General features: G+C 60.9%; 20 protein-coding genes and 1 pseudogene. 16 read left to right on the top strand and 5 right to left on the bottom strand.

Features of this window, described 5'->3' with window-relative positions; all coding sequences use genetic code 11:
• The first annotated feature begins 12 nt into the window (after positions 1–12).
• The 11 genes from B0G69_RS32930 to B0G69_RS32880 all read left to right on the top strand — a co-directional run bounded on the left by B0G69_RS32930 (position 13) and on the right by B0G69_RS32880 (position 13,194).
• Positions 13–759 (top strand): GntR family transcriptional regulator, encoded by a 747-nt coding sequence (locus B0G69_RS32930; RefSeq protein ID WP_121324325.1) that lies wholly within the window; start codon positions 13–15, stop codon positions 757–759.
• A 124-nt stretch (positions 760–883) separates the two neighbouring features.
• Entirely contained in the window at positions 884–2,494 is a 1,611-nt protein-coding gene (locus B0G69_RS32925) for a gamma-glutamyltransferase family protein (protein ID WP_121324323.1), read from the top strand.
• Between the two features lie 110 nt (positions 2,495–2,604).
• Positions 2,605–3,894, top strand: coding sequence for an oxalate/formate MFS antiporter (oxlT, locus tag B0G69_RS32920; RefSeq protein WP_121324321.1), 1,290 nt, complete (start codon positions 2,605–2,607; stop codon positions 3,892–3,894).
• A 51-nt stretch (positions 3,895–3,945) separates the two neighbouring features.
• Positions 3,946–4,722, top strand: coding sequence for an ABC transporter ATP-binding protein (locus B0G69_RS32915; RefSeq protein ID WP_116120576.1), 777 nt, complete (start codon positions 3,946–3,948; stop codon positions 4,720–4,722).
• Positions 4,719–5,573 (top strand): ABC transporter permease, encoded by an 855-nt coding sequence (locus tag B0G69_RS32910; RefSeq protein ID WP_121324319.1) that lies wholly within the window; start codon positions 4,719–4,721, stop codon positions 5,571–5,573. The genes B0G69_RS32915 and B0G69_RS32910 overlap by 4 nt, the downstream gene beginning before the upstream one ends.
• 79 nt (positions 5,574–5,652) lie before the next feature.
• Positions 5,653–6,627 (top strand): ABC transporter substrate-binding protein, encoded by a 975-nt coding sequence (locus B0G69_RS32905; protein ID WP_121324317.1) that lies wholly within the window; start codon positions 5,653–5,655, stop codon positions 6,625–6,627.
• Between the two features lie 20 nt (positions 6,628–6,647).
• The gene (locus B0G69_RS32900) at positions 6,648–7,979 is read left to right on the top strand and encodes an amidase (RefSeq protein ID WP_121324315.1); all 1,332 of its coding nucleotides are present in this window, start codon (positions 6,648–6,650) and stop codon (positions 7,977–7,979) included.
• Between the two features lie 580 nt (positions 7,980–8,559).
• A complete protein-coding gene (locus B0G69_RS32895) occupies positions 8,560–9,879 on the top strand; it encodes an MFS transporter (RefSeq protein WP_121324313.1) in 1,320 nt (439 codons plus the stop codon).
• Positions 9,876–11,633, top strand: coding sequence for a winged helix-turn-helix domain-containing protein (locus tag B0G69_RS32890; protein WP_121324311.1), 1,758 nt, complete (start codon positions 9,876–9,878; stop codon positions 11,631–11,633). The genes B0G69_RS32895 and B0G69_RS32890 overlap by 4 nt, the downstream gene beginning before the upstream one ends.
• Before the next feature lie 541 nt (positions 11,634–12,174).
• Positions 12,175–12,426: a hypothetical protein gene (locus tag B0G69_RS32885; RefSeq protein ID WP_147440809.1), complete on the top strand. Its 252-nt coding sequence runs from the start codon at positions 12,175–12,177 to the stop codon at positions 12,424–12,426.
• Between the two features lie 153 nt (positions 12,427–12,579).
• Positions 12,580–13,194, top strand: a complete 615-nt coding sequence (locus B0G69_RS32880) for a hypothetical protein (RefSeq protein WP_121325073.1) — start codon at positions 12,580–12,582, stop codon at positions 13,192–13,194.
• Positions 13,195–13,276: 82 nt separating this feature from the next.
• Here B0G69_RS32880 and B0G69_RS32875 read toward each other — a convergent pair.
• From B0G69_RS32875 to B0G69_RS32865, 3 genes and pseudogenes are all read right to left on the bottom strand, one after another.
• Positions 13,277–14,009: pseudogene (locus tag B0G69_RS32875) on the bottom strand (IS6 family transposase).
• Positions 14,010–14,456: 447 nt separating this feature from the next.
• The gene (locus B0G69_RS32870; protein ID WP_121324307.1) at positions 14,457–14,858 is read right to left on the bottom strand and encodes a tautomerase family protein; all 402 of its coding nucleotides are present in this window, start codon (positions 14,856–14,858) and stop codon (positions 14,457–14,459) included.
• Between the two features lie 124 nt (positions 14,859–14,982).
• Positions 14,983–15,882 (bottom strand): alpha/beta hydrolase, encoded by a 900-nt coding sequence (locus B0G69_RS32865; RefSeq protein ID WP_121325072.1) that lies wholly within the window; start codon positions 15,880–15,882, stop codon positions 14,983–14,985.
• A gap of 100 nt (positions 15,883–15,982) precedes the next feature.
• Here B0G69_RS32865 and B0G69_RS32860 point away from each other — a divergent pair, with 100 nt between their 5' ends.
• The 4 genes from B0G69_RS32860 to B0G69_RS32845 all read left to right on the top strand — a co-directional run bounded on the left by B0G69_RS32860 (position 15,983) and on the right by B0G69_RS32845 (position 18,837).
• Positions 15,983–16,750, top strand: a complete 768-nt coding sequence (locus B0G69_RS32860) for an alpha/beta hydrolase (RefSeq protein WP_121324305.1) — start codon at positions 15,983–15,985, stop codon at positions 16,748–16,750.
• Positions 16,751–16,840: 90 nt separating this feature from the next.
• Positions 16,841–17,320, top strand: coding sequence for a MarR family transcriptional regulator (locus tag B0G69_RS32855; RefSeq protein WP_121325071.1), 480 nt, complete (start codon positions 16,841–16,843; stop codon positions 17,318–17,320).
• A 104-nt stretch (positions 17,321–17,424) separates the two neighbouring features.
• Positions 17,425–17,871: a nuclear transport factor 2 family protein gene (locus B0G69_RS32850; protein ID WP_121324303.1), complete on the top strand. Its 447-nt coding sequence runs from the start codon at positions 17,425–17,427 to the stop codon at positions 17,869–17,871.
• Positions 17,872–17,874: 3 nt separating this feature from the next.
• Complete coding sequence (locus tag B0G69_RS32845) at positions 17,875–18,837, top strand: LysR family transcriptional regulator (protein WP_121324301.1); 963 nt, start codon at positions 17,875–17,877, stop codon at positions 18,835–18,837.
• Here the strand turns inward: B0G69_RS32845 and B0G69_RS32840 are convergent.
• Positions 18,834–19,778: a cupin domain-containing protein gene (locus B0G69_RS32840; protein ID WP_121324299.1), complete on the bottom strand. Its 945-nt coding sequence runs from the start codon at positions 19,776–19,778 to the stop codon at positions 18,834–18,836. The genes B0G69_RS32845 and B0G69_RS32840 overlap by 4 nt on opposite strands.
• Positions 19,779–20,312: 534 nt before the next feature.
• Here B0G69_RS32840 and B0G69_RS32835 point away from each other — a divergent pair.
• Positions 20,313–22,232, top strand: coding sequence for a PAS domain-containing sensor histidine kinase (locus B0G69_RS32835; protein ID WP_121325070.1), 1,920 nt, complete (start codon positions 20,313–20,315; stop codon positions 22,230–22,232).
• A 792-nt stretch (positions 22,233–23,024) separates the two neighbouring features.
• Here B0G69_RS32835 and B0G69_RS32825 read toward each other — a convergent pair.
• On the bottom strand, positions 23,025–23,474 hold the full coding sequence (locus tag B0G69_RS32825; RefSeq protein WP_121324296.1) for an SET domain-containing protein-lysine N-methyltransferase: 450 nt from the start codon (positions 23,472–23,474) through the stop codon (positions 23,025–23,027).
• Positions 23,475–23,776 lie beyond the last annotated feature (302 nt).

Raw genomic sequence — 23,776 nt, 5'->3', positions numbered from 1 at the left:
CAGGTTCCAAGCGTGAACGACATCACCGGTATTCCCCCCTCGCGGGCTGATCATGTCTATGTCAGCGTCCGCGAAGATATCTTCGATATGCGCCTGCTGCCCGGCGACCGCGTGACGGAAGGCAGCATCGCCGAGCGCTTCGGCGTGTCCCGCACGCCTGCGCGCGAGGCCTTGCAGCGCCTGCAAAGTGACGGCCTGATGCGCGGCTATGTGCGCGGCGGCTGGGAAGTCGTGCCGGTCGATTTCAAGCGCTTCGAAGACCTGTACGAAATGCGCAAGCTGATTGAAACCTTCGCGGTCTCGAAGCTTGCGAGTGCCGAAGGAGAGCTCTCCGAAGGCGTCGCACAGATGCTCGGCCAGCTCGAACAAATCTGGAAGATCCCGCCTGCTCATCGCCGGCGTGACGGCCGCGAGATGGTCGCGCTCGACGAGGCATTTCATCACGCCCTCGTGCAGGCCGCCGATAACGCCGAGCTGACCAATGCGATGCAGCGCGTGACCGATCGCATCCGGGTCGTGCGGCGACTCGATCTCGTGTATGGCGACTGCATCGACGAAACCTACGACGAACATGTGGCGATCCTCGATGCAATCCGTTGTCGCGAAACGGATCGCAGTGTTGCGTTGATCGCGCGCCATATCGAGGGTAGCCGCGTTGCGGTGCGCAGCTTGACGGGCGAGCGCCTGCAACGTGCACGCACTGCAATGGGGCCGAACGCGGTCCCCTATGCACCACCCAGGCTGCGGGGCACCAAGTAGCGACATCTCCGGGCGTACCGAGCCGTGCGAAACCCTATCTGGCGCGCATGCGCGGGTGACTCGCATGCTGGCATGCTTCTCGCATTAGTAACGGGTATGTATACAAGCAAAATCCCCGTCCAATATGTCATCTAGTTTTCTGAATCCGACGCGCGGCGCGCGTGGCATGGCCGTCGCGCCGAATGCGCTCGCGGCGCAGAGCGCGTTGGCCATCATGCGGGACGGCGGCAACGCCGTCGAAGCCATGATTGCCGCTGCCGCGACTATCGCAGTCGTCTATCCGCACATGAACAGCATTGGCGGCGACGGCTTCTGGCTAATCTCTCGCCCCGGCGCCGAGCCGGTGGGCATCGAGGCGTGCGGCGCGGCCGCATTGGCCGCCACAATCGACGCCTACCGCTCGCGCGGACACGCGACGATTCCGACGCGTGGCCCGCTGGCCGCGAACACCGTCGCAGGCACCGTGTCCGGCTGGCAACTCGCGCACCGCTGGTCGAGGGACGTGCTCGGCGGCAAGCTGCCCGTCAAGCGTCTTCTCGAAGACGCCATTCACTACGCGAAGTCCGGCGTGCCGGTCACGCGCAGCCAGGCACAATGTGTCGACAGCCGGCGCGCCGAACTGAGCCCGATCGCCGGTTTCGCGGCTACGTTTCTGCATGACGGCCGTGCGCCTGCAGCGGGCGAGCGCTTTGTCGCACCGCGTCTCGGCGCGACTCTGGAGCGCCTCGCCGAAGCAGGTCTCGACGACTTCTATCGCGGCGATCTCGCGCGCAGCATCGCAAGCGATCTTCAGTCCGCCGGCTCGCTGCTTGCGCTTGCCGATCTCGAACGGCACGAGGCGCGCCTGCGCAAGCCGCTCGCACTCCAGCACTCGCTCGGCACGATCTACAACATGCCGCCGCCGACACAGGGTCTCGTGTCGCTGCTGATTCTCGGCATTCTCGACCGCGTGCTGACGAAAGACATGGATCCGCTCGGGCCCGAGTTCGTCCACGCGTGCGTCGAGGCAACCAAGCTTGCTTTCGCGATTCGCGACGCGCACGTCACCGATCCCGATCACATGAAGGTTGATCCCGCCACGCTGCTCGAACCGGCCGCACTCGACGCGATGGCCGCGCGCGTCTCGCCGACGCGAGCCGCGCCTTGGCCGGCCGGTCGCGGACCGGGCGACACCGTATGGCTAGGCGTGACGGATAGCGAGGGCGTGGCGGTCAGCTTCATCCAGAGCATTTATCATGAGTTCGGCAGCGGCATCGTCCTGCCGGGCTCCGGCATCAACTGGCAGAACCGCGGCTGCAGTTTCTCGCTCGACGAGCACGCGCTCAATCCGCTGATGCCGCGGCGCAGGCCATTTCACACACTCAATCCGGCGCTGGCGCGCTTTGCCGATGGCCGCACGATGGTGTACGGCAACATGGGCGGAGACGGACAGCCCCAATCGCAAAGCGCCGTGTTTTCACGCATCGCGAATTTCGGCTGGAACCCGCAGGCGGCGATCGACGCGCCTCGCTGGCTGCTCGGCCGCACATGGGGCCAATCGACCGACACGCTCAAGCTCGAATCACGTTTCACCGAGCACACGGCAGCAACGCTCAGCGCGTTCGGGCACGAGGTCGAGATGATGGCGCCTTACGACGAAGCGATGGGGCATGCCGGCGCAATCGTTCGGCAGCCTGATGGACTAATCGAAGCGGGCTACGATCCGCGCAGTGACGGGGCCGCTGCGGGCTGGTAGACACCGCGCGCTTTTTCTCAAACGACTTGCAGTTCCGGGCGCTCAGGCCCGGAGGACGGCGCACGTCTCGCGCATGCCGGCTGGCATGCGCTCAGGAAACGGAGAACACCATGAACACACGCTTGCAACCGACGGCGCCGCGTATCGAGAATGCCTCGACGCCCGCCACGCATAACCGCTGGATTCAACTTGGACTGGGTCTCGTCTGCATGATGGCGATCTCGAGTCCGCAATACGTCTGGACGTTGATGACCAAACCGCTCGCCGCGAAACTAGGCATCGCGTTGCCAGAACTGCAGGTGACGTTCTCGCTGCTGATCATTCTGCAGACGTTTTTTTCGCCGTTTCAAGGCAAGCTGATCGACCGCTTCGGTCCGCGCACGCTGATCTCGTTCGGCACGGTGATGTCCGGCCTGAGCTGGGTGTTCGCATCGCAAGTCCAGAGTGCGCCGATGCTCTATCTGACGTATGGCGTGATCGGCGGCCTTGGCACGGGCATCGTGTATGTCGGTGTTGTCGGGCTGATGGTGCGCTGGTTCCCGGCGCAGCGAGGCTTCGCGGCGGGCGCTGTCGCCGCCGGCTATGGCATGGGCGCGATCGTCACGACGTTTCCGATCGCAGCGTCGTTGCAGGCGCGTGGTGTCGAGGCCACGCTGTGGATGTTCGGCATCGCGTTCGCGGTGGTGGGGCTGCTGGCATCGCAGGGCCTGCGTGTGCCGCCCGCGCATGGTGCCGCCGGCGGCAATGTGAATGACGCCGGTTCGGCGGTGGCCAATCTGCGCCCGTCACAAACGCTCCGGACGCCGATCTTCTGGCTGATGTTCGCCATGATGACGATGATGTCGACGTCCGGCCTGATGGTCACGTCGCAAATGGCCACCTTCGCCGCCGATTTCGGCGTGACCAAAGTGCTCGTGTTCGGCATGGCGGCGCTGCCGCTTGCGTTGACGATCGACCGCTTCACGAACGGGCTCACGCGGCCGCTGTTCGGCTGGGTGTCCGACAAACTCGGCCGCGAAAACACGATGTTCTTCGCGTTCGCCCTGGAAGGCATCGCGATGGCGCTGTGGCTGTTCACGCGCGATAACGCGGTGCTGTTCGTGTTGCTCTCGGGCGTGGTGTTCTTCGGCTGGGGCGAAATCTTCTCGCTGTTCCCGGCGACGCTGACCGACACGTTCGGCACGCGGCATGCCACGGAAAACTATGGCTGGCTCTACATTTCGCAGGGCATCGGCTCGATTTTGGGCGGCCCGCTCGCTGCGTTGATGCACCAGCACGCGGGTAGCTGGTTGCCGGTGTTCGGCGCGGCGATCACGCTCGACATTGTCACCGCGGTGCTCGCGATTGCGGTGCTCAAGCCGATGCGCCGCCGTTTCCTTGCGGCTGCGCAACGCTTTTGAGGGGTCCATTCGCTGGCCCCTTGCTTGACTGATTGCCATTGAGGAACACTTATGTCCGTTCAGCTGGCTTTACGCAATATCCGCAAATCGTTTTCGAACAAGATGCGCTCGGTCGATGTGCTAGGTGGACTCACCTTCGATATTCACGAGCGAGATTTCGTCAGCATCATCGGGCCTTCGGGCTGCGGCAAGACAACTGTCTTCAATATCGTTGCGGGGCTGCTCGAGTCCGATAGCGGCGAGATCGTGTATCGCGGGCAGCCCATTGAAAGCCTGCGCGGCAGGGTTGGCTACATGATGCAGCGGGACCTGCTGCTGCCGTGGCGCACCGTCCTGCAGAATGTGCTGATCGGGCCGGAACTGAAGAAGATGCCGGCGGCGCAAGCACGCGAGATGGCGATGGAGTACCTCAACACATACGGTCTCGCGGGTTTCGAAAATGCGTACCCGCGCATGCTGTCGGGCGGCATGCGTCAGCGCGTGGCGTTGATTCGCACGCTCATCAACGACCCCGACATCATCCTGCTCGACGAGCCGTTCTCGGCACTCGACTATCAGACACGGCTCTATCTGGAAGGTGTGCTGATGGAAGCCGTGGAAACGTTCAACAAGACGGTGGTGCTCGTGACGCACGACATCGACGAAGCCGTAGCGTTGTCGAAACGCGTGGTCGTGCTCGGCGGCCGGCCTTCGCAGGTGAAGAAGATCTACGACATCGATATCGCCGCCCGCACGCCGATCGGCGCGCGCAGCGATCCGAACTTCGCGGGTTACTTCCACGCGTTGTGCGGCGAACTTGATATCCAGACCGAGGTGAGGGCAGCATGACGCAATCCGTTTCGATCGATAAACCGGTGCCGCAACAGCGTGCAGCGAAAGCGCGATCACGGCTCGCGCTGGATAGCGGCTGGGGCCGGGCGCTTTTGCAACTCGTGGCCGTCATTGCGTTCTTTGCGGTATGGGAGGGTGCGGCGCGCGCAGGCTGGGTGTCGAATTTTCTGGTCGGCTCGCCGTCGAAAATCTTCGCAGCGCTGGTGCGCGACATGCAGTCCGGGCAACTCTTCATCGATACCGGCTACACGCTTTTCGAAGCAATTCTCGGCTTCGTGTTCGGCACGGCGGTGGGCTCGGTATGCGGACTCGCGCTCTGGTACTCGCCGTTCGTCGCGCGGCTGATCGAACCGTTCATCGTCGCGATCAACAGCGTGCCGAAGATCGCGTTCGCACCGATCGTGATCCTGTGGTTCGGCACCGGCCTCGTATCGAAGGTCGCGCTCGCGATTTCGCTGACGGCCATCGTCGCGCTGATCGCGGCCTATGAAGCGGCGAAAGACGCCGATCCGGATCTGCAGGCGCTGCTCGTCACGCTCGGCGCCCAGAAGAACGACGTGTTCATGAAGGTGGTGGTGCCGTTCACGCTTCCGTATGTGATCTCGACGTTCCGCATCAACGTCGGATTCGGTCTCGTCGGCGCGGTGGTGGGCGAGTTTATCTCGTCGGAGAAGGGGCTCGGGCACATGATTTTCACCGCGTCGAGCCTGTACGACCTCAACACGGTGTGGGCGGGACTCTTCGTGCTGATGGCGATCGGCTTCGTTCTCTACTTCCTGATCGACACGATCGAACGCAAGCTGCTGCCGTGGCGGCAGGCGTCGAATGCCAGCTCGCTGAAGGTCTGAAGGTCTGAAGGTCTGAAGGTCTGAAGGTCTGAAGGTATTTCGTATTGTCAAATCTCTTCATTTAATACAGGACGATGGCATGAACGCAAGAAAAGCACTCGCGGCACTGACGACCGCCTTCGCACTCGCTGCCGCATCGGTTTCGGTGCCGGCGCTCGCCGCCGACAAGAAAGTCACCATCTCGCAGGCCTTCCAGTCGATGCTCTATCTGCCGCTCTATGTTGCGATCGACGGTGGCTTTTTCGCCAGAGAAGGACTCGACGTCACCAAGCAGACGGCGGGCAGTCCGAGCGCGGCGCTATCGGCGGTGCTCTCGGGAAGCGCCGAATTTTCGCTGCATGGCCCGGAGTGGACGGCTGTTGCAGCCGAGAAGGGCGCGGACGTCGACGTGATTGCGAACGTGGTCAATGGTGCGGCCGTGTGGATTGCCGTTGCGCCCGGCGTGAAATTTAACAGCATCAAGGACGTCAAGGATCAGGTCGTGGTGTCGGGGCAGATGCCGACCACCAGCACGTCACTGTTCTTCAAGCTGTTGAAGGAGAACGGCATGTCGCAAAGCGACGTCAAGTTGATGCAGGTCCCGCTTGGATCTGAAATCGGGCCGCTGGTGGCCGCACAGGCGAAGATCGCGGTAATGTATGAGCCGGGCCTCGACCAGGCGGTCGCGAAGGGTATGAAAGTCGTGCTCGGCTTTCCGCAGCACTATGGCGAGTACGCATTTTCGTCGATCACGGCCAAACGGAGCGTCGACCCCGATGCCGCCGCGCGCTTCGTAAAGGGCCTGCAGGGGGCGCTGTCGTATATGCAAAGCAATCCTGCTGAAACGGCTGCTATCGCGCGCAAGGAGTTTCCGACGCTCGACCCCGTCGTGGTCGATGCGGCCGTCAAGCGCATGCTAACCGAGGGCGTGTATCCGAAGAGTGTCGACATTACGCCCCAGGCGCTCAAGGTTGCGATGGATACACAGATTGCCCTCGGCAACCTGAAAGCGCAGCCGAAGTACGATGCCTTCATCGTCCACAGCTACATCCAGCCCGCGCTTGCCGCCAAATGAATCAGGAATCCAACACTTCCATGACCACGTTCTACGAATCTTCGACCGTGCAGGAAATCCGCGCTGCCGTCGCGTCAGGCGAGGTCAGCGTCGAGCATTACGTTTCCCGCGCGTTCGACGTGGCGAGAGATTCGCAATCCGGATTGCGCGCTTTCTGTTATTTGCCGGACACACCGTCCTTCAACCGTGCGGATCGAGCTGCGCCGCTCGCGGGTGTGCCTGTCGCGGTGAAGGACGTCATCGACACCGCCGACATGCCCACCGAGTTCAACTCGGCCGCGTACAAGGGGCGACGCCCCGAGCACGATGCGTGGGTCGTGGCGCGTCTGCGCGCGGCCGGCGCGTCGATTCTCGGCAAGACTGTGACTACGGAATTCGCATGGCGCAATCCTGGGCCGACCGTCAATCCGTGGAATAGCGCGTACACGCCGGGCGGATCGTCGAGCGGATCGGCGGCGGCCGTTGCCGCCGGCATCGTACCGCTTGCGTTCGGCACGCAGACCCAGGGCTCCGTCATCCGGCCCGCGGCGTATTGCGGGATCGTCGGCTTCATGCCCACGTACGGTGCGATTGCGCGCACAGGCGTATTGCCGCTCGCGTGGTCGCTCGACCACGTTGGGCTGTTTGCGAGGCGGGTGGCGGACATCGCGTACACGCTGAAGTTCGTGTCCGGTACGGACGCGCGCGACCCGCATGTTTCGCATATCGCGTTAAAAGCGGATCGGCCTGGGGGGCGGCGGATCGGTGTGTTGAGACGGCAGGTGGGCGGCGCTGTCGAGCCCGCGCAGCAGGCGGCGCTCGACCGGCTTGCGGCCCGCCTGGCGCGTGACGGGGCTGAGATCGTCACGGTCGATCTTCCGGCTGAGTTGTTCGAGACGCCGGCTTACGCGCTGCAACTGATGTCGGTGGAAGCGGCGATCACGCACGGCGATCTGGTCGATCGCACGCCGGAACTCGTCAGTTCTCCGATGCGCGGTCTTATCGAAGAAGGGCGCGCGCTGCAAGCCACGATTTATGCGCGGATCAAGGCATTGCAGGTTCCGATGGCGCTGCGCTTTAACGCATGGCTGGCGCAGACGATGGCGCTCGATGCGCTGCTCGTTGCGCCCGCAACGGGCGAGCCGCCGCGTGGCCTTGAATTCACCGGCGATGCCTCGTTCTGCGCGCCGTGGACGTATCTAGGTGTACCAGCCGTGACTGTTCCGGTGGGGTTCGGGCCCGCTGGCCTGCCGCTTGGTGCGCAACTTGTGGGCGCCGCGCACGGCGATGCGCAGTTGCTAGCGCTCGCGGAGTGGGTCGAGGCGCGCGCGGGGTGGACGGCGGCGGTGGCGGAGCGAGCCGTCGAGATTTAGCGCGGGGAAACGTTGACCTTGTTGTGACGCAACACGGGTTAACTGAACCGCTCCTAGCCTTGTCGATTTGTTTACACACAAATCAGAAACATAGCGGACGGGTAGATGCCTGAAGAAGGGGTGGACGAGCGTTGGGTCCCCTTCGAATTTATGCAGGCTGCTTGTTGATTCACTGACCCGGCTTTGCGCCCTTTTGGGGCATTAGAAGGTCCGGGTTCTGTACTTTCATCTGCAACATCCCCGCTGCTCACGCAGCTTAGATTGTGTTGCATCGACCGGTTGAATCCGCAAGCTTAAGCCGACGTTCGAGCATCCTCGCGAGAGCGCGGATCAATGGCCGAAATAGGCCCACGTTAGGCGGTCATTGACTTGCCCGATCTGGAGTTACCCGCTCGTCGCGTACCTTCAGTAGCGGGACCGACGACATTCGCGCTCAGCACTTCCCTTGCGATCGTGCTTTCTCCGCGGCCGATTGTCGTCCAGAATGAATGTCCAGTGCGCGAAGCGGCAGATCAGGCGTATCCGTGTTGCCCGGCCATGCAGAGGTTGGACGCCGTCCTTGACAAAGCGGGGGAGGGCCATGCTTGACGATTCGCTCCCGGACCGAATCAGGCCAGTCACTGTCCGTCATCGCTGGACGATTCTGGTCGCGAGCACGGGTGGCGCGCTCGAAGTCTTCGACTTCGTGATTTACGGGTTTTTTGCCCAAAATATCGGCGCGGAGTTCTTTCCGCGACAAATGGGCGTATCGGGGCAGACGCTGTCGTTCACGGTGCTGGCGGCAGGCTACCTGTCGAGGCCCCTCGGAGGCATCGTCCTCGGTCATTTTGGCGACAGGTATGGCCGGCGCATAGTGTTCATATCGTCGGCGATGGTCGCGGCCGTTTCCACGCTCCTGATTGGAATGCTTCCTTCATACGCCGTCTGGGGCGTGACTGCCTCGGGCCTTCTTTTAACGTTACGGCTCGTTCAGGGCTTGTGTCTGGGCGGCGAACTGCCCGGCGCTGTCATCTATGCCGTAGAGACCACGCGCATGAGGCCAGGGTTCGTCTGCGGCATCGTCTTTGTTGCGGTCAATCTTGCGTTGCTGCTGGCCACGACCGTCAACATGGTGGTGCAAAGCACGCTCACCACCGAGCGGATCAGCGCATCGGGGTGGCGCATCGGCTTCCTTATTGGGGGCATGGTCGGCCTGTTGAGCTTCGCGTTGCGCCGTACGCTCGCAGAAACCGATGAGTACGCGCAGGCCATCGGCGCTCGACACCGTGAACCGCTGGCCGTGCTGTTTCGCAGCCATCTCAAGCCAGTCGTCACGGGTGTTGCCGCGTGCTCGCTGGTGGGTGCATCGAGTGGCATGTTCATCGGGTTCATGCCAAGTTATCTGCAAGGACTTCACTACGATGCACGGGAAATTGCGAGCGCGCAGACCTTTTATCTGATTGCCGTTGCGGCTTGCATTCTCGTCACGTCCTATGCTGGCGACCTGTTGCCGCGACACTACGTGTTCAGGGCGGGGACCGTCCTGTCGGCTCTACTCACGCCGATCTTCTTCATGGCGGTCGCCCGTTATCACGTGGACCTAACTGCCTGGTTCTTGCTTGCCGGTGCGGTGGCTTCACTGGCAAACGGGGTCTACGCGTGCGCAATCGCCGAAATGTTTCCCGTCGACGTCAGATTTAGCGGCCTCGCGACGGCCATGAACCTCGGGCTGGCTGCCTCGCTCGGCCTCACTCCTCTCGCCGCTCATATCGCCGCCGCACATGCTCACTGGAGTCCCGCGCTGCCGCTTGTCGCGTGTGCCGCGTTCGCATTCGCCGCGTCCTTCGGAATGCGTAGCCTGCCGCGGCGAGGTGACGCCAAGGAGGCAAGCAGGCGCTCACGCCGCAAGGAGCGCGCATGAGTTCGCAAGAGGGTATCAGGACGGATGTGGAACTTGACGTCCAGCGCTACGAATTGCGTCGCGGCGGCGAGATGGTGCGACTCGAGCGGCTGCCAATGGAACTGCTGATGCTAATGGCGTCGCGTCACGGGCAACTGGTCACCCGTGCCGACATTGTGAGGGCACTCTGGGGCACGAACACGTATCGCGAAACCGACAACAGCATCAATACAGCGATCCGTAAGATCCGCGTCGCGCTGGGTGAGGACCCCGAGAGTCCCAGGTACCTCATGACTGTCAAAGGCAAGGGCTATCGACTCGACGGCATTCGGCTTCCGAACCGTGAGGCGCCGACCGGTTCTGCGCCGGCCGTTCGCGTGCTCGTACTGCCGTTCGAGAACAAGACGGACGATGCCAGCCTCGACGGTTTCTGTTCCGCCCTCGCGGACGAGACTTCGGCCAACATCGGCATTCTCTACCCGGAACAGATCCTGGTCATCGCCAGGACGACCGCTGCATGCTATCGGCGGTCCGCAAAGAGCATCTCGGAGATCGCGCATGAGTTGACCGTCGATTATGTGCTCGAAGGCGCGCTGACGCGTGAGGGCACAAGAATCCGCATTCTGGCGCAACTGATACGTTCTTTTGATCAGGTCCAGATATGGAGCCGCGCTCATGAACCGATCGCAAAAGGTGCGCTTGATATTCAAAAGGAAGTGGGCGCCGCGTTGGCCCAGGAGGTGTCGCCAGCGCTCGCGGAGCAACAGCAGCACAGGCTGGCGAGGCGCCTGCCCGTCGATCCTTCGGCGCACGACGCTTACCTGCGTGGGCGCTACTTCTGGACCCGGCGAGTTCACTTCGACGCGGGGTTTGCCGCCCACCACGGATTGAGCGACGAAGACTTCATTCGCGCGTACGGCTATTTTGAAACCGCCGTCGACCTCGACCCAACCTACGCGCTCGGCTATGTCGGCCTGTCGAACATTTTCGGCTCGACCGCGACACACGGATTCTATGCGCCGTCGCAAGGCTATCCCAAGGCGCGCGAGGCTGCGCTGCGAGCACTTGAACTCGACCCGAACCTGCCCGAAGCCCATCAGGCACTCGCCGGCGTGCACTACTTCTACGACTGGGACTGGCGCCGGGCCGAGGAGGAATTTCTTGAGGCATTACGGCTCAATCCGAGCCACGCCGAAACGAGCCGCCTGTACGCAAGGCTTCTAACCGTGGTCGGACGAGAAGCGGAAGGACGGGCGCAGTTTGAGCTTGCCGAAAGGGTCGACCCGCTCGGCTTCGAAGGCTCGCGCCTGCTCGGTCTGCTACAGTCGGGCAGGTATGACGACGTCATCGGCGAATATATCAAGGCTGGACATGGCAACCGGTCGCCGCTGATTTATCAGCTGCTGGCAATCGCCTTCGAGGTTCGCGGCCAGTACGAAGAAGCGATCGAAGCCACGATCGACGCGCTCACGCGCTGCAACGAATTCACACGGGCATCGACGATTCGAAGCGTGTGGGATTCGGGCGGTTATGCGAAGGTCCTGCAATGGTATTTGCAGGACCTGATGGCGCGGCATCAGCGGAGCTATACGTCGCCGTTCCTGTTCGCCGAGATTTACGCGAGGCTCGGCCAGCAGGACGAGATGTTCCATTGGCTCGGTGTGGCACTTGCCGAGCATTCGCCGCGCCTGTGTGAACTCCGCACGAACGCATGGTTCCATCGCTATCGATCGATGGGACGGTTCAGAGAGGTGGAAAGGCGTATCGGCTATTAGGACGGCTACGCATGCCACCGGGGGACGACCCGTCCGCCGCACTGGGCCAAGGGCGACGTTCCGGTGACGCGTCTTCCCGACCGTCGTATGCGAAAGGCAGGCCTGACCCTTGAAGGGTTCGGTTCTGGAGGCCCTCAATCATGCCCACCTTCCCGAAGGGCGGGCAGTGTCCATTCCATCTCGGCCAATTTCGGCCGCTCGCCTCCGCTACGCGCGTGGACGTTCGAGCGTCTTCATGTACTGGTCAACGGACGTTGGCTCAGCGTCGTGCCGATCGCGTCATCGATAACTCACAGACTGTGTCTTTTTATCGCGCCGGATTGGGCACTGAACCTGTTCTTTTGAGCCCAGATTTCCCTGTTGCCCGCACGAGTTAACGATTTCTTCAGATGCCGTCGATGGTTCTGTTCGCGGTCCAGTCGCAGCATGGCCATAGCGATGCCGGCACGAGGCCTCCTATGCGGACGAGCAGCCGTCCGGGACCGCCTTCGAGGCCAGTCATGCTCTGACCGTGCAGTTCACTTTGCAGGAGTAAATGGACATGAAGACAATCCGAATTGCTGCCGCTTGCGCGCTTGTCGCCCTCGTCACGGTGCAGTCGTGGGCGCAAGACAAGACGGCAACGTCGCAAACCGAACCGGCTGCCCAGGACGTCGGAGGCGTTGCAGATACGCCGAAAGGGGAGGCGGGGCACTCCATGGCTTCTATGCGGCAATCTGCCGAGGTGTCCGGCCATTGGCCGCAAGCCGCAGACCAAAGCCGCGTGTCCAGTAACTTGTTCGGTCACCATTGAACATCGCCTTCGTGCTTGCGATGCGAACTTGAGACAGCACTCCCGTGCTCGCTCTGAACATCGACACGGCGCACGGCCGCCTCATCCCGCCAGGCAAGGAGCCCCCGCGCGCCGTGATGTTTCGCGCCTGATTTGGATGACAGGGAGATTATCGTGAAGATCAAACGAGTCAGCATTCTGTCAGCAACCGCAGTGGCACTCCTCTTACTCAGCGGCGCCGCGCAGGCTGACGGTCCCGGTGGACACGACGGACACGACGGACACGGCGGCTCACGCGGCCTTTGTTCGAACGCAACGCTCAAAGGACCGTATGCATTTACCGGTCACGGAGAAATCATCGGATTGATAGGACCGAACAATAAGGTTTCTCCGTATGCGTCCACGTCGATTCTTGATGACGTCGCCCTCGTGACGTTCGATGGCACAGGCGGCTTTACGCGCACCGACTTCGGCATGATCGGCGGGCTGCCGAAAGGGGGCCTGACGACCTTCAATCCGAACCAGAACGGGACATACACGGTCAACTCCGATTGCACCGGCACGATGAAAATCGTCTATACCGCCGGCGGAGCGGTGCCGGCGGGTGTCGAAACTGACCTGAACATGGTCGTCGCTGCGGACGGGACGCTCGTCGAATCCGTGGTCTACAGGGCGGTCACCGTCTCTGGCGCGAGCGGGGACGGCTCGGTAACGTGCCCGCAGTTTTGCGAGCAGGCTGTGCAAGAAAGTTTCGAGGGGAAGAAGATCGTTGTCTACGGCTTCCGCTAAACGGGTTCCACGGGCTCATGCTCGCTGAGGCGCTGTCACGTTGACGATTCCTGGGCAAAGCGATGGCAGGTGAAGGGATCGCTCAGAAGACCGCAGACGGAGTTTGGGCGATGCCAGTGAAAAGCCGCCATGAGTCAAATCGTGCGGCGAGGTGCTTGCGATAGAGAGAAGCGCGCAGCAGATGCCGCTTGAGTGCGAAGTGCTGCCGGATCGGAGCGAAGCTCGACAGGAAAGCCTGGGTGCGCTTTGGATCGCGAAAACCTCGCATGCGCCGCTCGCGTTCAGGCGTGGGCTGATGGCTGTTCTCTGCACGATTGTTGACGCGGGCCGCAGCCTTGACGAACACGTGCTTCACGTTGACCAGTTCCGGGATGTCGGCTTTCGCCGCAGGATAGCTACGTAACTGATCGGTGACGATTTTGCGTGGCACCGGGTTAGCGCGCAGCACACGCCTGAAGAAACGTTTGGCGGCGGCCTTCGCGCCGCTTTTGCAGTAAGACGTCGGGTTCGACGCCGTGCTCGTCGAGTGCTCGCCACCGCAGGTACGGTTCGCCACGCAGGGTGACAAACATCTCGTCGAGGTGCCACGTACTGCCCGGCTTGCGACGAACGGCCTTCACACGATTCGCGAAATCAGCGCCGAACTTGTCTATCCACCGACGGATCGATTCGTAGCTAACGACCACGCCGCGCTCGAACAGCAGCTCCTCGATATCGCGAAGGCGAAGCTGAAAGCGAAAATACCAGCGAACGGCGTGGCTGATGATCGATGCCGGAAACCGATGACCGTGATACAGCGATTTCGACTTTTTCATGACGTCATCTTAGCCCACGGCTCAACGAACGTGACAGAGCCCCGGGAAGGCTTTCTGGGCGAATACGTCCGGTCCGGCGATAACATTCGAGCAGTGGAGAGCGTACGTCCAAGCCGACCCGCGAGTGGTGAACGATCCTGCGAACGGGCCAATGGAGTTTGCCGTAACGGTCAAAGGCACCACGTTTCCGCTTTGGTACAGCGCGGCGCGTGGCGAGCTCTATACAAAGGATTCAACGGACGAAGCCGTTCCCAAACTCGAAGATATCGCTCGGGCGATGCGCAGGTAGTCTACGTCCTTCAACCTGACAGAGCCGTTGAACGTTGTTCCGTCGCCTATAGACATTGCCAGTTCTCTGACAATTGGCGTCGACCTTGTATTGGCCATACCGCCCTTCATTGCGACTGCGGTATGGTCTTTGTCGTCGCATTTCGCTGGCCGGGGCGGTTACCAGCGCGGCGCACCTTCCGCCAGTTGCGAGATGCCCCGACCAAAAGAGAAATTCTCGTTCGGTACCGGAACCAGTGCGATAAATACATCGTCGGGAGAAATTCCAACGTTATCGTGAAGCAGTCGGGTGATGGTTGCCAGCAGCTTCTGCTTGTCCTCAAGAGGACGATGTGCCCCGACTAGGACGGTGATAATCATCGCATTAGCGGTCCGATTCATCTCCATGAAAGTCGGATCGATGAACAGTTCGTCCTCGTCGTGCTCGCTAATCATGATGAAGCGGTCGCCGGGCGGAATGCCGAGTCCGTCGACGAGCGACTGGTTCAGCGTGTTGCCGATAGCTTTCTTCTGTTCCTTCGAAAATCGACCGGTGGGAATGTGGGCGTGAAAAACTGGCATGATGTCTCCGCGGAGTTGATGCCGTATCCAGGCGCCGCCAGGAATACGACTGATTGAAGCGTTAATAGCCGTTTAGTTGCCGGCAGAGTAGCTGTAGCCGGGTCGAAAAATGTCTGGAGCGAATTCAATGATCAAGATGTTCAAGAAACCACGCGGTCGCCGCTAAACGGGCTTCGTCCAAACTCGCCCCGTAAGGATCGAAGTGTCCGCCGGGAATCAGTTTCAGGCGCTTAGGTTGTAGCGCGCGCTCGTAGGCTTGCAACTCGAGATCCGTCATCGTTACACCATCGTGCGTCGCGACAATCATGAGTAGCGGCGTAGGCGAAATACGCTCGGCCCATATACCCGGCTCATACATGCGCGCGGCAAATGTCGAGCGCAGCGTGACGGTGTTGCTCCATGCGCCTTCTGAAAGTGCTTGCGTGTAGAATGCGACCGAGTTGGGCGCGCGGTAGGCCGCGAGTTCGGCTGGATTTCCGCTGACGACGGCTTGCATCCGGGGCGATTCGCCGCGATGCTGTGCGCGCAGATCATCCAACTGCAGTTGTTCAAATGCGGGTAAAGCGTCCGGCGAGACCCGACGCCTGCCCTGTTCATATCCGCTGATTGTCGGCACCTGCGATACGACGCACTTCAATCGTCGATCAGTGGCGCCCAGGACGAGAGCGTGTCCCCCGCTGTAACTGCTTCCCCAAATGCCAATCCGCTCGGCATCGACTTCGGGGCGAGTCTCCAGCCAGGAGATCGCACAACGCCAGTCGTTAACCTGTACCCACGGGTCGATGTCCTGACGCGGGAGACCATCGCTTGCCCCAAAGTTGCGATGGTCATGGACCAGCACAACAAATCCCGCATCGGCGAAAGCCTCGGCGAACGGCGCAAGTCCGTGTTCCTTGACTGCGGCAAATCCATGCGACATTGAAATCGCAGGGTAGCGTGTTCCGTCTCCTTCAGGCACAAACAGCCAGCCTCGCAATGTCAGACCGTCTGGGGTTTTGAATTCGATGTCTCTGCGTATGTTCATCTTCGTGTTTACCATTAGCGTAACAATACGTTGATATGCGCATAATAGGACTCATCGCACTGCTTGGCAAGGTCCAGGCGCGCTACGCAAGGAGGACTAAATGATGGGAGTCGCATCAGTAGGCGAGCAGAGCGGGGCCCCGCTTTCTATCGTGTTCATACACGGCTTTCTCGACAATCAGGCGGTTTGGTCGCCGCTCATCCAGCAGCTTGGGTCAGTGGAACGTGCGCACTACACGCTCGACTTGCGAGGGGCAGGCGCGTTGCGGACAGAGCGCGGACCATACACCCTGGCACAGTCGGTCGCTGACGTTCTGCGCTTGATCGACCAACAGCAGATGGCGCGGGTGGTACTTGTCGGGCACAGTATGGGCGGTCAGATTGCCGAACTGGTCGCGATGAAGTTGCCCGAGCGGGTCGTCGCGCTGGTGCTTTTGACCCCGGTCTCGTTGGCTGGAACTGATTTACCCCCTGAAGTCGCGACGTTCCTGCGCACTTCTGGCGATGACGCAGCCGCGCAACGGGAAATTCGACGCCAGTTTTCGCGCAATCTCTCGGTGCAGGAAATCGAACGTCTTGTTTGCGAGGACGTCTCGATGGGCGTTGCCGCCGTGGAGGGATACTTTGACGCGTTCAGCGGCGGGGATTCCTTGGGCAATGGCCCGTGCGCCTACGCCGGTCCTATGCTCCTTGTCGGCGCTCAAGAGGATCCGGTAGTGCCGATTGATGCGATTGACGCGATGGCTCATGCCCGTTTCCCCGCCGCCAGGCTAGTGCGGATCGCGCAATCGGGGCATTGGCCGCATCTGGAACAACCGGGCGATACCGCGACTGCGCTAGGTGACTTTTTATTGGAAGTGGATCGGTGATGCTTCCGCAGTCCGCGTAGGACACGTTCGGTTACAACAGGAGCATATGAGCGTATATTTTCGATATCAGGAACTATCGAGAATATGCAAATGACAAGTACAGAAGGCAAGCTTCCCAACATAGACGGCCGGTGCAATTGTCTCGCCGCGAGGCAGGCCTCGCGCTACCTGACCGCGGTGTATGACCGGGCCTTGAGTCCCGCTGAGCTTCGGATCACGCAATTTTCGATTCTTCACAAGCTCGTCAAAGGTGGCCCGCTCGCGATGGGCGAGTTGGCCGGAAAAATGGCCATGGATCGGACGACACTGACCTCGAACCTGAAGCCGTTAGAGCGGGACGGATTGATCGATATCGTTCCGGGCGAGGACCGGCGCTCGAAGCAGGCGGTCGTGACGAAGGCGGGGTTCGCCAGATACAAAATGGCCCTGCCGCTGTGGAGCGAAGCTCAGTCGAAGTTCGAGGGGGCGTATGGCGCGTCACCTGCTGCGCGTCTTCGAGATGCCTTGCGAGCGGTGCTGAAAAGTGGGTTTGACCCTTGGGCAGACAGTTCAGTCGACGCTCAAGCGTAGTACGGCCTGAGAAACGAAAGCGGACAATCTTGCTGCCGGTAGACGTGTCGGGCCTTTTGGTTCTGATTGACAGAAGCGTATCAACGTATTTACTGGAGACGAGAATGAGCGAGCAACACCTTGTTAATGCATGCAGGAAGGCATTCACCGGATTCGAGCGTAACGACAGAACTGACCTGGTTGCCGCATTAGCCGATGATGTCGAGTTCGAATTTTCAGATTCGTTGCCGTATGGGGGAAAGTACACGGGAAAGGAGGAATTTCTCGCATTCTGGGCGCATGTGTACAAAGAATACGAGTATTTCAATTATGACCTGAGGACGGTCGTTGAGGCTGACGGCTACATCTTCGTGCCTGTGGTTGCACGCGCGAAGACAAAGACGGGTTTCTCAATGGAGAACGAGCATCTTTTCCTCTTCAAAATGAGCGATGACGGCAAAATAACTTATGGCCGCATATACGCAGATACAGCGCGGGGGCGTGATGTTCTCGAGGGCCGTGAACCGCGCCGTTACCCAAAGCTAGCCAGTGCTCCCATCCACGTCAGATAGTCCATGGACTACTTCGCCGCAGTACGGGCCTTCGTTTGCGCAGCGGAACTGCAGAGCTTCAGCAAGACGGCCAATGCACTGTCCGTCAAGACCTCGACTGTCTCCCGCTACGTAAGCGAACTCGAACAAGATCTGGGTATCGCCCTGTTCAACCGGTCGACGCGCGGCCTCGTCCTGACAGAAGGCGGCCGGCTGTTTCGCGAACACGCCTTGTTAGCGTTGCAGGCACTCGATGACGCGCGCGAAGTGACGTCGTCGCTAAATCGCACGCCACAAGGCGTGCTGCGCATGACAATGCCGCCGGCATTCGGCCGCCTGCACATCGTGCCGCATCTGCCGGCGTTCATGGCGCGCTACCCTGATATCGACCTCGACATTGTCTCTACGGACGAAACGCTCAACATGATCGATGCGGGCATTGATGTGGCGATCCGTACTGGCGTGCTGCCCGATTCGTCATTGATGGCGAGGCGCCTGGCACCGCATCGTCGTATCGTCTGCGGCAGCCCGGCGTATTTCGCGCGTAGTGGCACACCACGTGTCCCTGGCGATCTGGGCGCGCACGACGCGCTTCGCATGTCCCTGGTACCGGACGACAAATGGTATTTCACGTTGATCACCGCGGACGCGCGGGCGCTGCAAGAACAAGAACAGGTGTTGGTGGAATTGCAGGGGCGCTTGCGCGCTGACGACTCCGAAGCCGTGCTCGCGCTCGCCGTGGCCGGTTGTGGCGTGGCGCTCCTGCCGACATGGCTCGCCTCTACGGCCCTGCGCGAAGGGCGCCTGCAGCACGTGCTACCGGAATGGGAAGCACGCACGGGACGAACCGCACCCGCGGTCTGGGCGGTCTACCCACCGAAGAAGATCGTCTCGTCGAAGGTGCGTGCCTTCGTGGATTTCTATGCCGAGTCGTTTGGCGAGCCGCCGTACTGGGACGACGGACTCGCACTGGAGCATCAGCCTTAGTGGGCGAAGCGGATGTCTAACGTGCGCAGGTAAGTCTGCAAACCTGCATCCTGGATCGGAATCACATAGGCGTTTTCGTTCGTTTCATTGAAATGCGCATGCCAGTGTCCCGGCGGCGTGACGAATGCCATTCCCGCTTCCCAATCGACGCGCGTTGGATTCACGATATTGCCATCGCTGTCCAGTTCGGTTCCGACCAGCGTATAGACACCCGGCTTGCCGCCGGCGATGAAGTCAAGTGCAACCGACTGGTGCCGGTGCGGCTTCTGCACCGAGTTGGGTGGCACGATGCCGAACATCGCCCACAACACATGCGTGACCGTGCGCGTCTGCGGAAAGTTGGTGTTGCCCATTAGTACGCTGATGCGGTTGCGACGGCCCGCGTTCGCTTGTTCCGCGACCGCGCGCAAAGCTGCCTGTGCCTCGGCGGCCGGATAGCGCGTCGGCGCAAAGCGCGCTTGTGCCCCGGTGGTACCAAGATAGGTCAGCAGCGGCGCGTCATTGACGTAATACAGCGTGGTCGTCGCAGCAGCGGACAGCACCGTGGCATGACCGCCCGGGAACGTGAAGAAATCGCCCACCGAAAACGGGAAGTTCGTTTCCGACTGCTTCACGCTACCCGATCCGCTAATGACGTAGCAGACCTGCGAGGTCGCATTGGGATCGAGTGTCAACGCATCGCCCGCATTGATGCGCAGGAAGCTGGCGCTCAGACCTGGACTGGTCGCGGGACCGGGGCAACCCAGCTCGACAGACAGGTCGAGCGGCACGACCCGGGTTGCGCCGTCTGCATAAAGCGAAGGCGGAAAGTTACGGAACGGCACACGCGAGATGAGCTTCGCACCAATCGGATTGGCGGACGAGGTGTATTCGAAGTATTGCGCGTCTTCCGTGGCGACATTCGGTTCGGTGCGAAGCGCGGGGGATGTCCTGGTCAGCATGGTTTTGGTCCTTTCGACTTTTGAGGAGGCTTCGCGCGGGTCCATTTATGAGGACCCGCGTCCGAAGGCTGACCTGACTTTAGGCGCGCGGCGTTTGCGCCAGAAGTGCCGGACATCGAAATCACCTTTGCGCAAAAGGAACAACGTGCGACGGTTTCGAGGCGCGGCGGGTTATTCGCGCCGGGCCGCTATGCAGTTCGTCATCGGCCAAGGTTCGACCAAGGGGCAATGTTGAACGAGATTGTGTTGAGGGGCCGAAATGGCACCGACAGCGGGGGTTTGATTTCGAACGCTGATCTACCGCTCAGGGTTGCGGATTCAACCGGTCGATGCAACACAATATAAGCGGCGCGACCGGTGATTGCCGGCGGCGGCTGGACTTCCCGGTTCGGCCATCTTGAGCCATTCGACACCTGGCCCTCGATCGTCAACAATCGCAGAGGAATCGCTTCCGGTCTCGGGGAGCTCACTGCGCGCCGGGCTAGAATCATTACTTTAAACGGGTCCCCCGCCCTACTAATATCACACACTGACATGAAAACCGAGCAGCGTGACCAAGCACCGGAAATCACCGACGCACAGCGTTTTGAGTTGCTGGTGACCAGCGCGAGGGACTATGCGATCTATATGCTGGACCCGCAGGGATATGTCGTCAGCTGGAATACGGGCGCGCAGAGGTTCAAGGGTTATACCGCCTCGGAGATAATCGGAAAGCACTTCTCCGCTTTCTATACGGACGAAGACCGGGTGACTGGGCTCCCTGACAGAGCGCTGCGTACGGCGCTCGATGAGGGAAAATTTGAGGGGGAAGGGTGGCGTGTGCGTAAGGACGGAACGCGATTCTGGGCGTCCGTGGTGATCGACCCGATCCGGAGGCCGTCCGGACAGCTGGTCGGATTTGCGAAGATCACGCGTGACATCTCCGAGCGCAGGGCGGCCGAGGAAGCGCTACGCAGGAGCGAACAACAGTTTCGAATTCTCGTTCAGGGTGTCACCGATTACGCTATCTACATGCTCTCACCGTCAGGGGTGGTCACCAGCTGGAACGCCGGTGCAAGGCGGATCAAAGGCTATGAACACGATGAGATCGTGGGCCAGCACTTCAGCCGTTTCTACACCGGGGAAGACATTGCAAGGGGTGTTCCGGCGCAGATTCTTGCCATCGCAGCCGGCGAGGGCCGGGTCGAGCGTGAGGGTTGGCGGGTCCGCAAAGACGGGAGCCGTTTCTGGGCGCACATCGTGGTAGATGCGATCCGGGATGAAGCGGGTACGCTCATCGGATTCGCGAAAATCACGCGGGACATTACAGAGCGCAAGGAGGCGGCCGAGGCGCTGGACCGTGCCAATGCCGCGCTCTTTCATTCGCAGAAGATGGAAGCCGTCGGACAGCTTACGGGGGGCGTTGCGCACGACTTCAACAATCTGCTGTCGGTCTTATCAAATGGCTTGCAGGTGTTGGGCGCGCAGTCGCGAACGCATCTCGACGTGAAAATGCTGGATATGATGCAGCGCGCTGTTGACCGCGGAGCGTCGCTCGTCCAACAACTACTCGCCTTTGCCCGGCAGCAACCGCTCAGGAACGAAAGGCATGACCTTAACGCTGTGATCCGCGAGTTTGAGCCCATGCTCCAGCGTGCGGGAATCGGATCGATCCGGCTTGAGGTCGTGCTGGACTCGAAGCGGCCGACCGTGCTACTGGATGTCGCGCGATTTGAGGCGGCACTGCTAAATCTGATCGTCAACGCGCGCGACGCGATGCCTGACGGCGGAAACATCGTTATCCGTACCGAGGACGTTGAGTTTGGAGAGCGCGATGCCGGTACTTTAGAGCCTGGGGCATATATCAGGGTGTCAGTGACGGACTCAGGGACCGGTATGTCACCGGAGGTCGCTTCACGGGCATTCGAGCCATTCTTTACCACCAAGGAGACCGGTAAAGGCACCGGCCTTGGGCTGAGCCAGGTCTACGGATTTATTGCGCAGTCGGGTGGGGACGTGCGGATCAGAAGCTCCGGGGGCGAAGGCACAACAATTGACCTCTATTTACCCACGGCGGCGGCGGATGCCGGCTCGCTGGAAGATTTTCCCGGGCGCGCGATGGTGGAGACCGTGCTGATCGTTGAAGACGAGCCGGACCTGCGGGCTGCGGCAGCTGAGCTATTCCGAAGCATTGGCTATGAGGTCGTGACAGCTGGCGAGGCAATGGCTGCAATTGATATTCTGAAAACTCACCCGGCGATCGACATTCTTTTCAGCGACGTCGTGATGTCGGGGGAGATGAGCGGCGTTGAGCTTGCGCGTCGCGTTCAGGAGCAGTATCCCGCCATCAAAGTTGTGCTCGCATCCGGTTTCCCCATGACCGCACTGCGGCGGCAGCACGGCGACGTAAGCGATTTTACGTTCATCCCCAAACCGTACCGGCTCGCGGATGTCGCGAGGGCTCTGCGCTCCTGAGAGTGAACGGCTGCTTCCCGCACGGCTGATGGTCCGAAAGGGGGTGGCATGAGCCAAAGCGCATTGGGCAGCCGTCGTCAAGAACCGCCGCTCGAAGCGACTGCTCGTTTATAGTCAGGTGGCAATATCAATCGAACGTAGGCATAGACCGGACGCATTTAAGGATGCCGCCCTCGCCGGCTGCTTGGGAGATGTACACTCCCAGTCAAGGGAATTTCACGGTTTCAGGGCCGATTCGAACAGCTAGCCGGATTTGTCAATGAAAAGAATTTACAGATACAGGGGCTTTGAGGTCACCGTGGAACTTCAGCCCCAGTGGGAAGCCTCCGGGAAAATCTGGTTGTTGCCTCCGAAGGGTTTCGTAGCTGTCGTATCCATATGCATGGCGGGCGCGACTCGACCCATGGTTGCACCGATACGCCTCACGGGAGATAGCCAGCGCCCTTTCGCGACGGAGGGCGATGCGCTCATGGCGGGATATAGCGCCGGGCAGCGAATAGTGGACGACACGCTTGTGAGCTGACAACACCTCGTCCAGTCGAGTAAATAAATCCTTAGAGTAATTCAGGAACGTCTGCTGTCGAGAGAGCCAAAGGGCCGCTTCACCTGCCAATTATCGCAATGGGATGAGTGAGTGTTTGGGAATTCAATGCAGTCGTCGCCCCTTGGTCTGGTCTGATGGACGCGAGTAGAGGCCTGGCATTCGATAGTCGGCGCGCGTCAAAGCGATCGAAATTGACACGGGCATATGTGCAGCGCTAGTGCGTCGGCCGTAACGGTCGCACTACCGAATCACGAGGATTCCGCGTCGCTGCCCAGCATGGATCGACGACAGCCCGGAGCACCGCAGTGACATCCGTACTGGGCACGAACTTCATCAGTGATCGGGCCGTCGACTGCCAGACCATAGTCGATGAAAAGCTCATCGCCGGAGGCGATATCAACGAGTGCATGAATGAACACGCGGTCGCCCACCTCGATTGCCTCGCAGTTCGGCGCACATGCATGGTTGAGAAAGCGGGCGCTGTTGCCCCCGCGGCTGCCGTCGATTGCACGACCATCCGACAGCCCGAAGACAAAAGTGTGGCCTGCGCTGGACTGCTGACGGGAGGCTGCGCGGCGCCAACTGGTCACTTCACCCTTGTACTCGATGAGCCGTTCGCCCGCTGCGATCGGCTGGAGCGCGAACAGTCCCTTGCCATGTACGGCTGAGCGTCGGGCCGTGATGCGTCGCAATCCCATGGGGCATTTCCTTCTGTGGGTTTTTTCGTGAGCGTGATTCCCTAGCGTGGCGCAGGATAACGGGCCGCCTGCGAACGCACAAGTGCCCAGATTCACGCGCAACTAACGGTCAGGCGCCACAGGCGTAGGACCACGGCTTCGCCGCACCCCTGCTTGCAGAAAGAGGCCAATGCTCCGCTGTATCGACCTGCGCTCGGGGTTATTGCATCGCAGGCGACGAAGACTTGTCACTGTCGCGTCGCAAGCGCTTCGCCAATCCCGGTCGCGAAGTAGCTCGTTTCGCGGGCGAAGATGACCTTTCC

Source organism: Paraburkholderia sp. RAU2J (genome assembly GCF_003634845.1).
Lineage (GTDB): Bacteria > Pseudomonadota > Gammaproteobacteria > Burkholderiales > Burkholderiaceae > Paraburkholderia > Paraburkholderia fynbosensis.
Note: the sequence above shows the minus strand (reverse complement) of the source record. Positions and strands in the feature narration are given on the sequence as shown.

What these genes read in the sequence shown, in the direction of transcription:
- B0G69_RS32840 (WP_121324299.1), bottom strand. Translation starts at nt 19,778, where the DNA reads ATGCTGACCAGGACATCCCCCGCGCTTCGCACCGAACCGAATGTCGCC.
- B0G69_RS32825 (WP_121324296.1), bottom strand. Translation starts at nt 23,474, where the DNA reads ATGGGATTGCGACGCATCACGGCCCGACGCTCAGCCGTACATGGCAAG.
- B0G69_RS32910 (WP_121324319.1), top strand. Translation starts at nt 4,719, where the DNA reads ATGACGCAATCCGTTTCGATCGATAAACCGGTGCCGCAACAGCGTGCA.
- oxlT (WP_121324321.1), top strand. Translation starts at nt 2,605, where the DNA reads ATGAACACACGCTTGCAACCGACGGCGCCGCGTATCGAGAATGCCTCG.
- B0G69_RS32870 (WP_121324307.1), bottom strand. Translation starts at nt 14,858, where the DNA reads ATGCCAGTTTTTCACGCCCACATTCCCACCGGTCGATTTTCGAAGGAA.
- B0G69_RS32845 (WP_121324301.1), top strand. Translation starts at nt 17,875, where the DNA reads ATGGACTACTTCGCCGCAGTACGGGCCTTCGTTTGCGCAGCGGAACTG.
- B0G69_RS32860 (WP_121324305.1), top strand. Translation starts at nt 15,983, where the DNA reads ATGATGGGAGTCGCATCAGTAGGCGAGCAGAGCGGGGCCCCGCTTTCT.
- B0G69_RS32850 (WP_121324303.1), top strand. Translation starts at nt 17,425, where the DNA reads ATGAGCGAGCAACACCTTGTTAATGCATGCAGGAAGGCATTCACCGGA.
- B0G69_RS32835 (WP_121325070.1), top strand. Translation starts at nt 20,313, where the DNA reads ATGAAAACCGAGCAGCGTGACCAAGCACCGGAAATCACCGACGCACAG.
- B0G69_RS32855 (WP_121325071.1), top strand. Translation starts at nt 16,841, where the DNA reads ATGACAAGTACAGAAGGCAAGCTTCCCAACATAGACGGCCGGTGCAAT.
- B0G69_RS32925 (WP_121324323.1), top strand. Translation starts at nt 884, where the DNA reads ATGTCATCTAGTTTTCTGAATCCGACGCGCGGCGCGCGTGGCATGGCC.
- B0G69_RS32885 (WP_147440809.1), top strand. Translation starts at nt 12,175, where the DNA reads ATGAAGACAATCCGAATTGCTGCCGCTTGCGCGCTTGTCGCCCTCGTC.
- B0G69_RS32900 (WP_121324315.1), top strand. Translation starts at nt 6,648, where the DNA reads ATGACCACGTTCTACGAATCTTCGACCGTGCAGGAAATCCGCGCTGCC.
- B0G69_RS32865 (WP_121325072.1), bottom strand. Translation starts at nt 15,882, where the DNA reads ATGAACATACGCAGAGACATCGAATTCAAAACCCCAGACGGTCTGACA.
- B0G69_RS32895 (WP_121324313.1), top strand. Translation starts at nt 8,560, where the DNA reads ATGCTTGACGATTCGCTCCCGGACCGAATCAGGCCAGTCACTGTCCGT.
- B0G69_RS32890 (WP_121324311.1), top strand. Translation starts at nt 9,876, where the DNA reads ATGAGTTCGCAAGAGGGTATCAGGACGGATGTGGAACTTGACGTCCAG.
- B0G69_RS32905 (WP_121324317.1), top strand. Translation starts at nt 5,653, where the DNA reads ATGAACGCAAGAAAAGCACTCGCGGCACTGACGACCGCCTTCGCACTC.
- B0G69_RS32915 (WP_116120576.1), top strand. Translation starts at nt 3,946, where the DNA reads ATGTCCGTTCAGCTGGCTTTACGCAATATCCGCAAATCGTTTTCGAAC.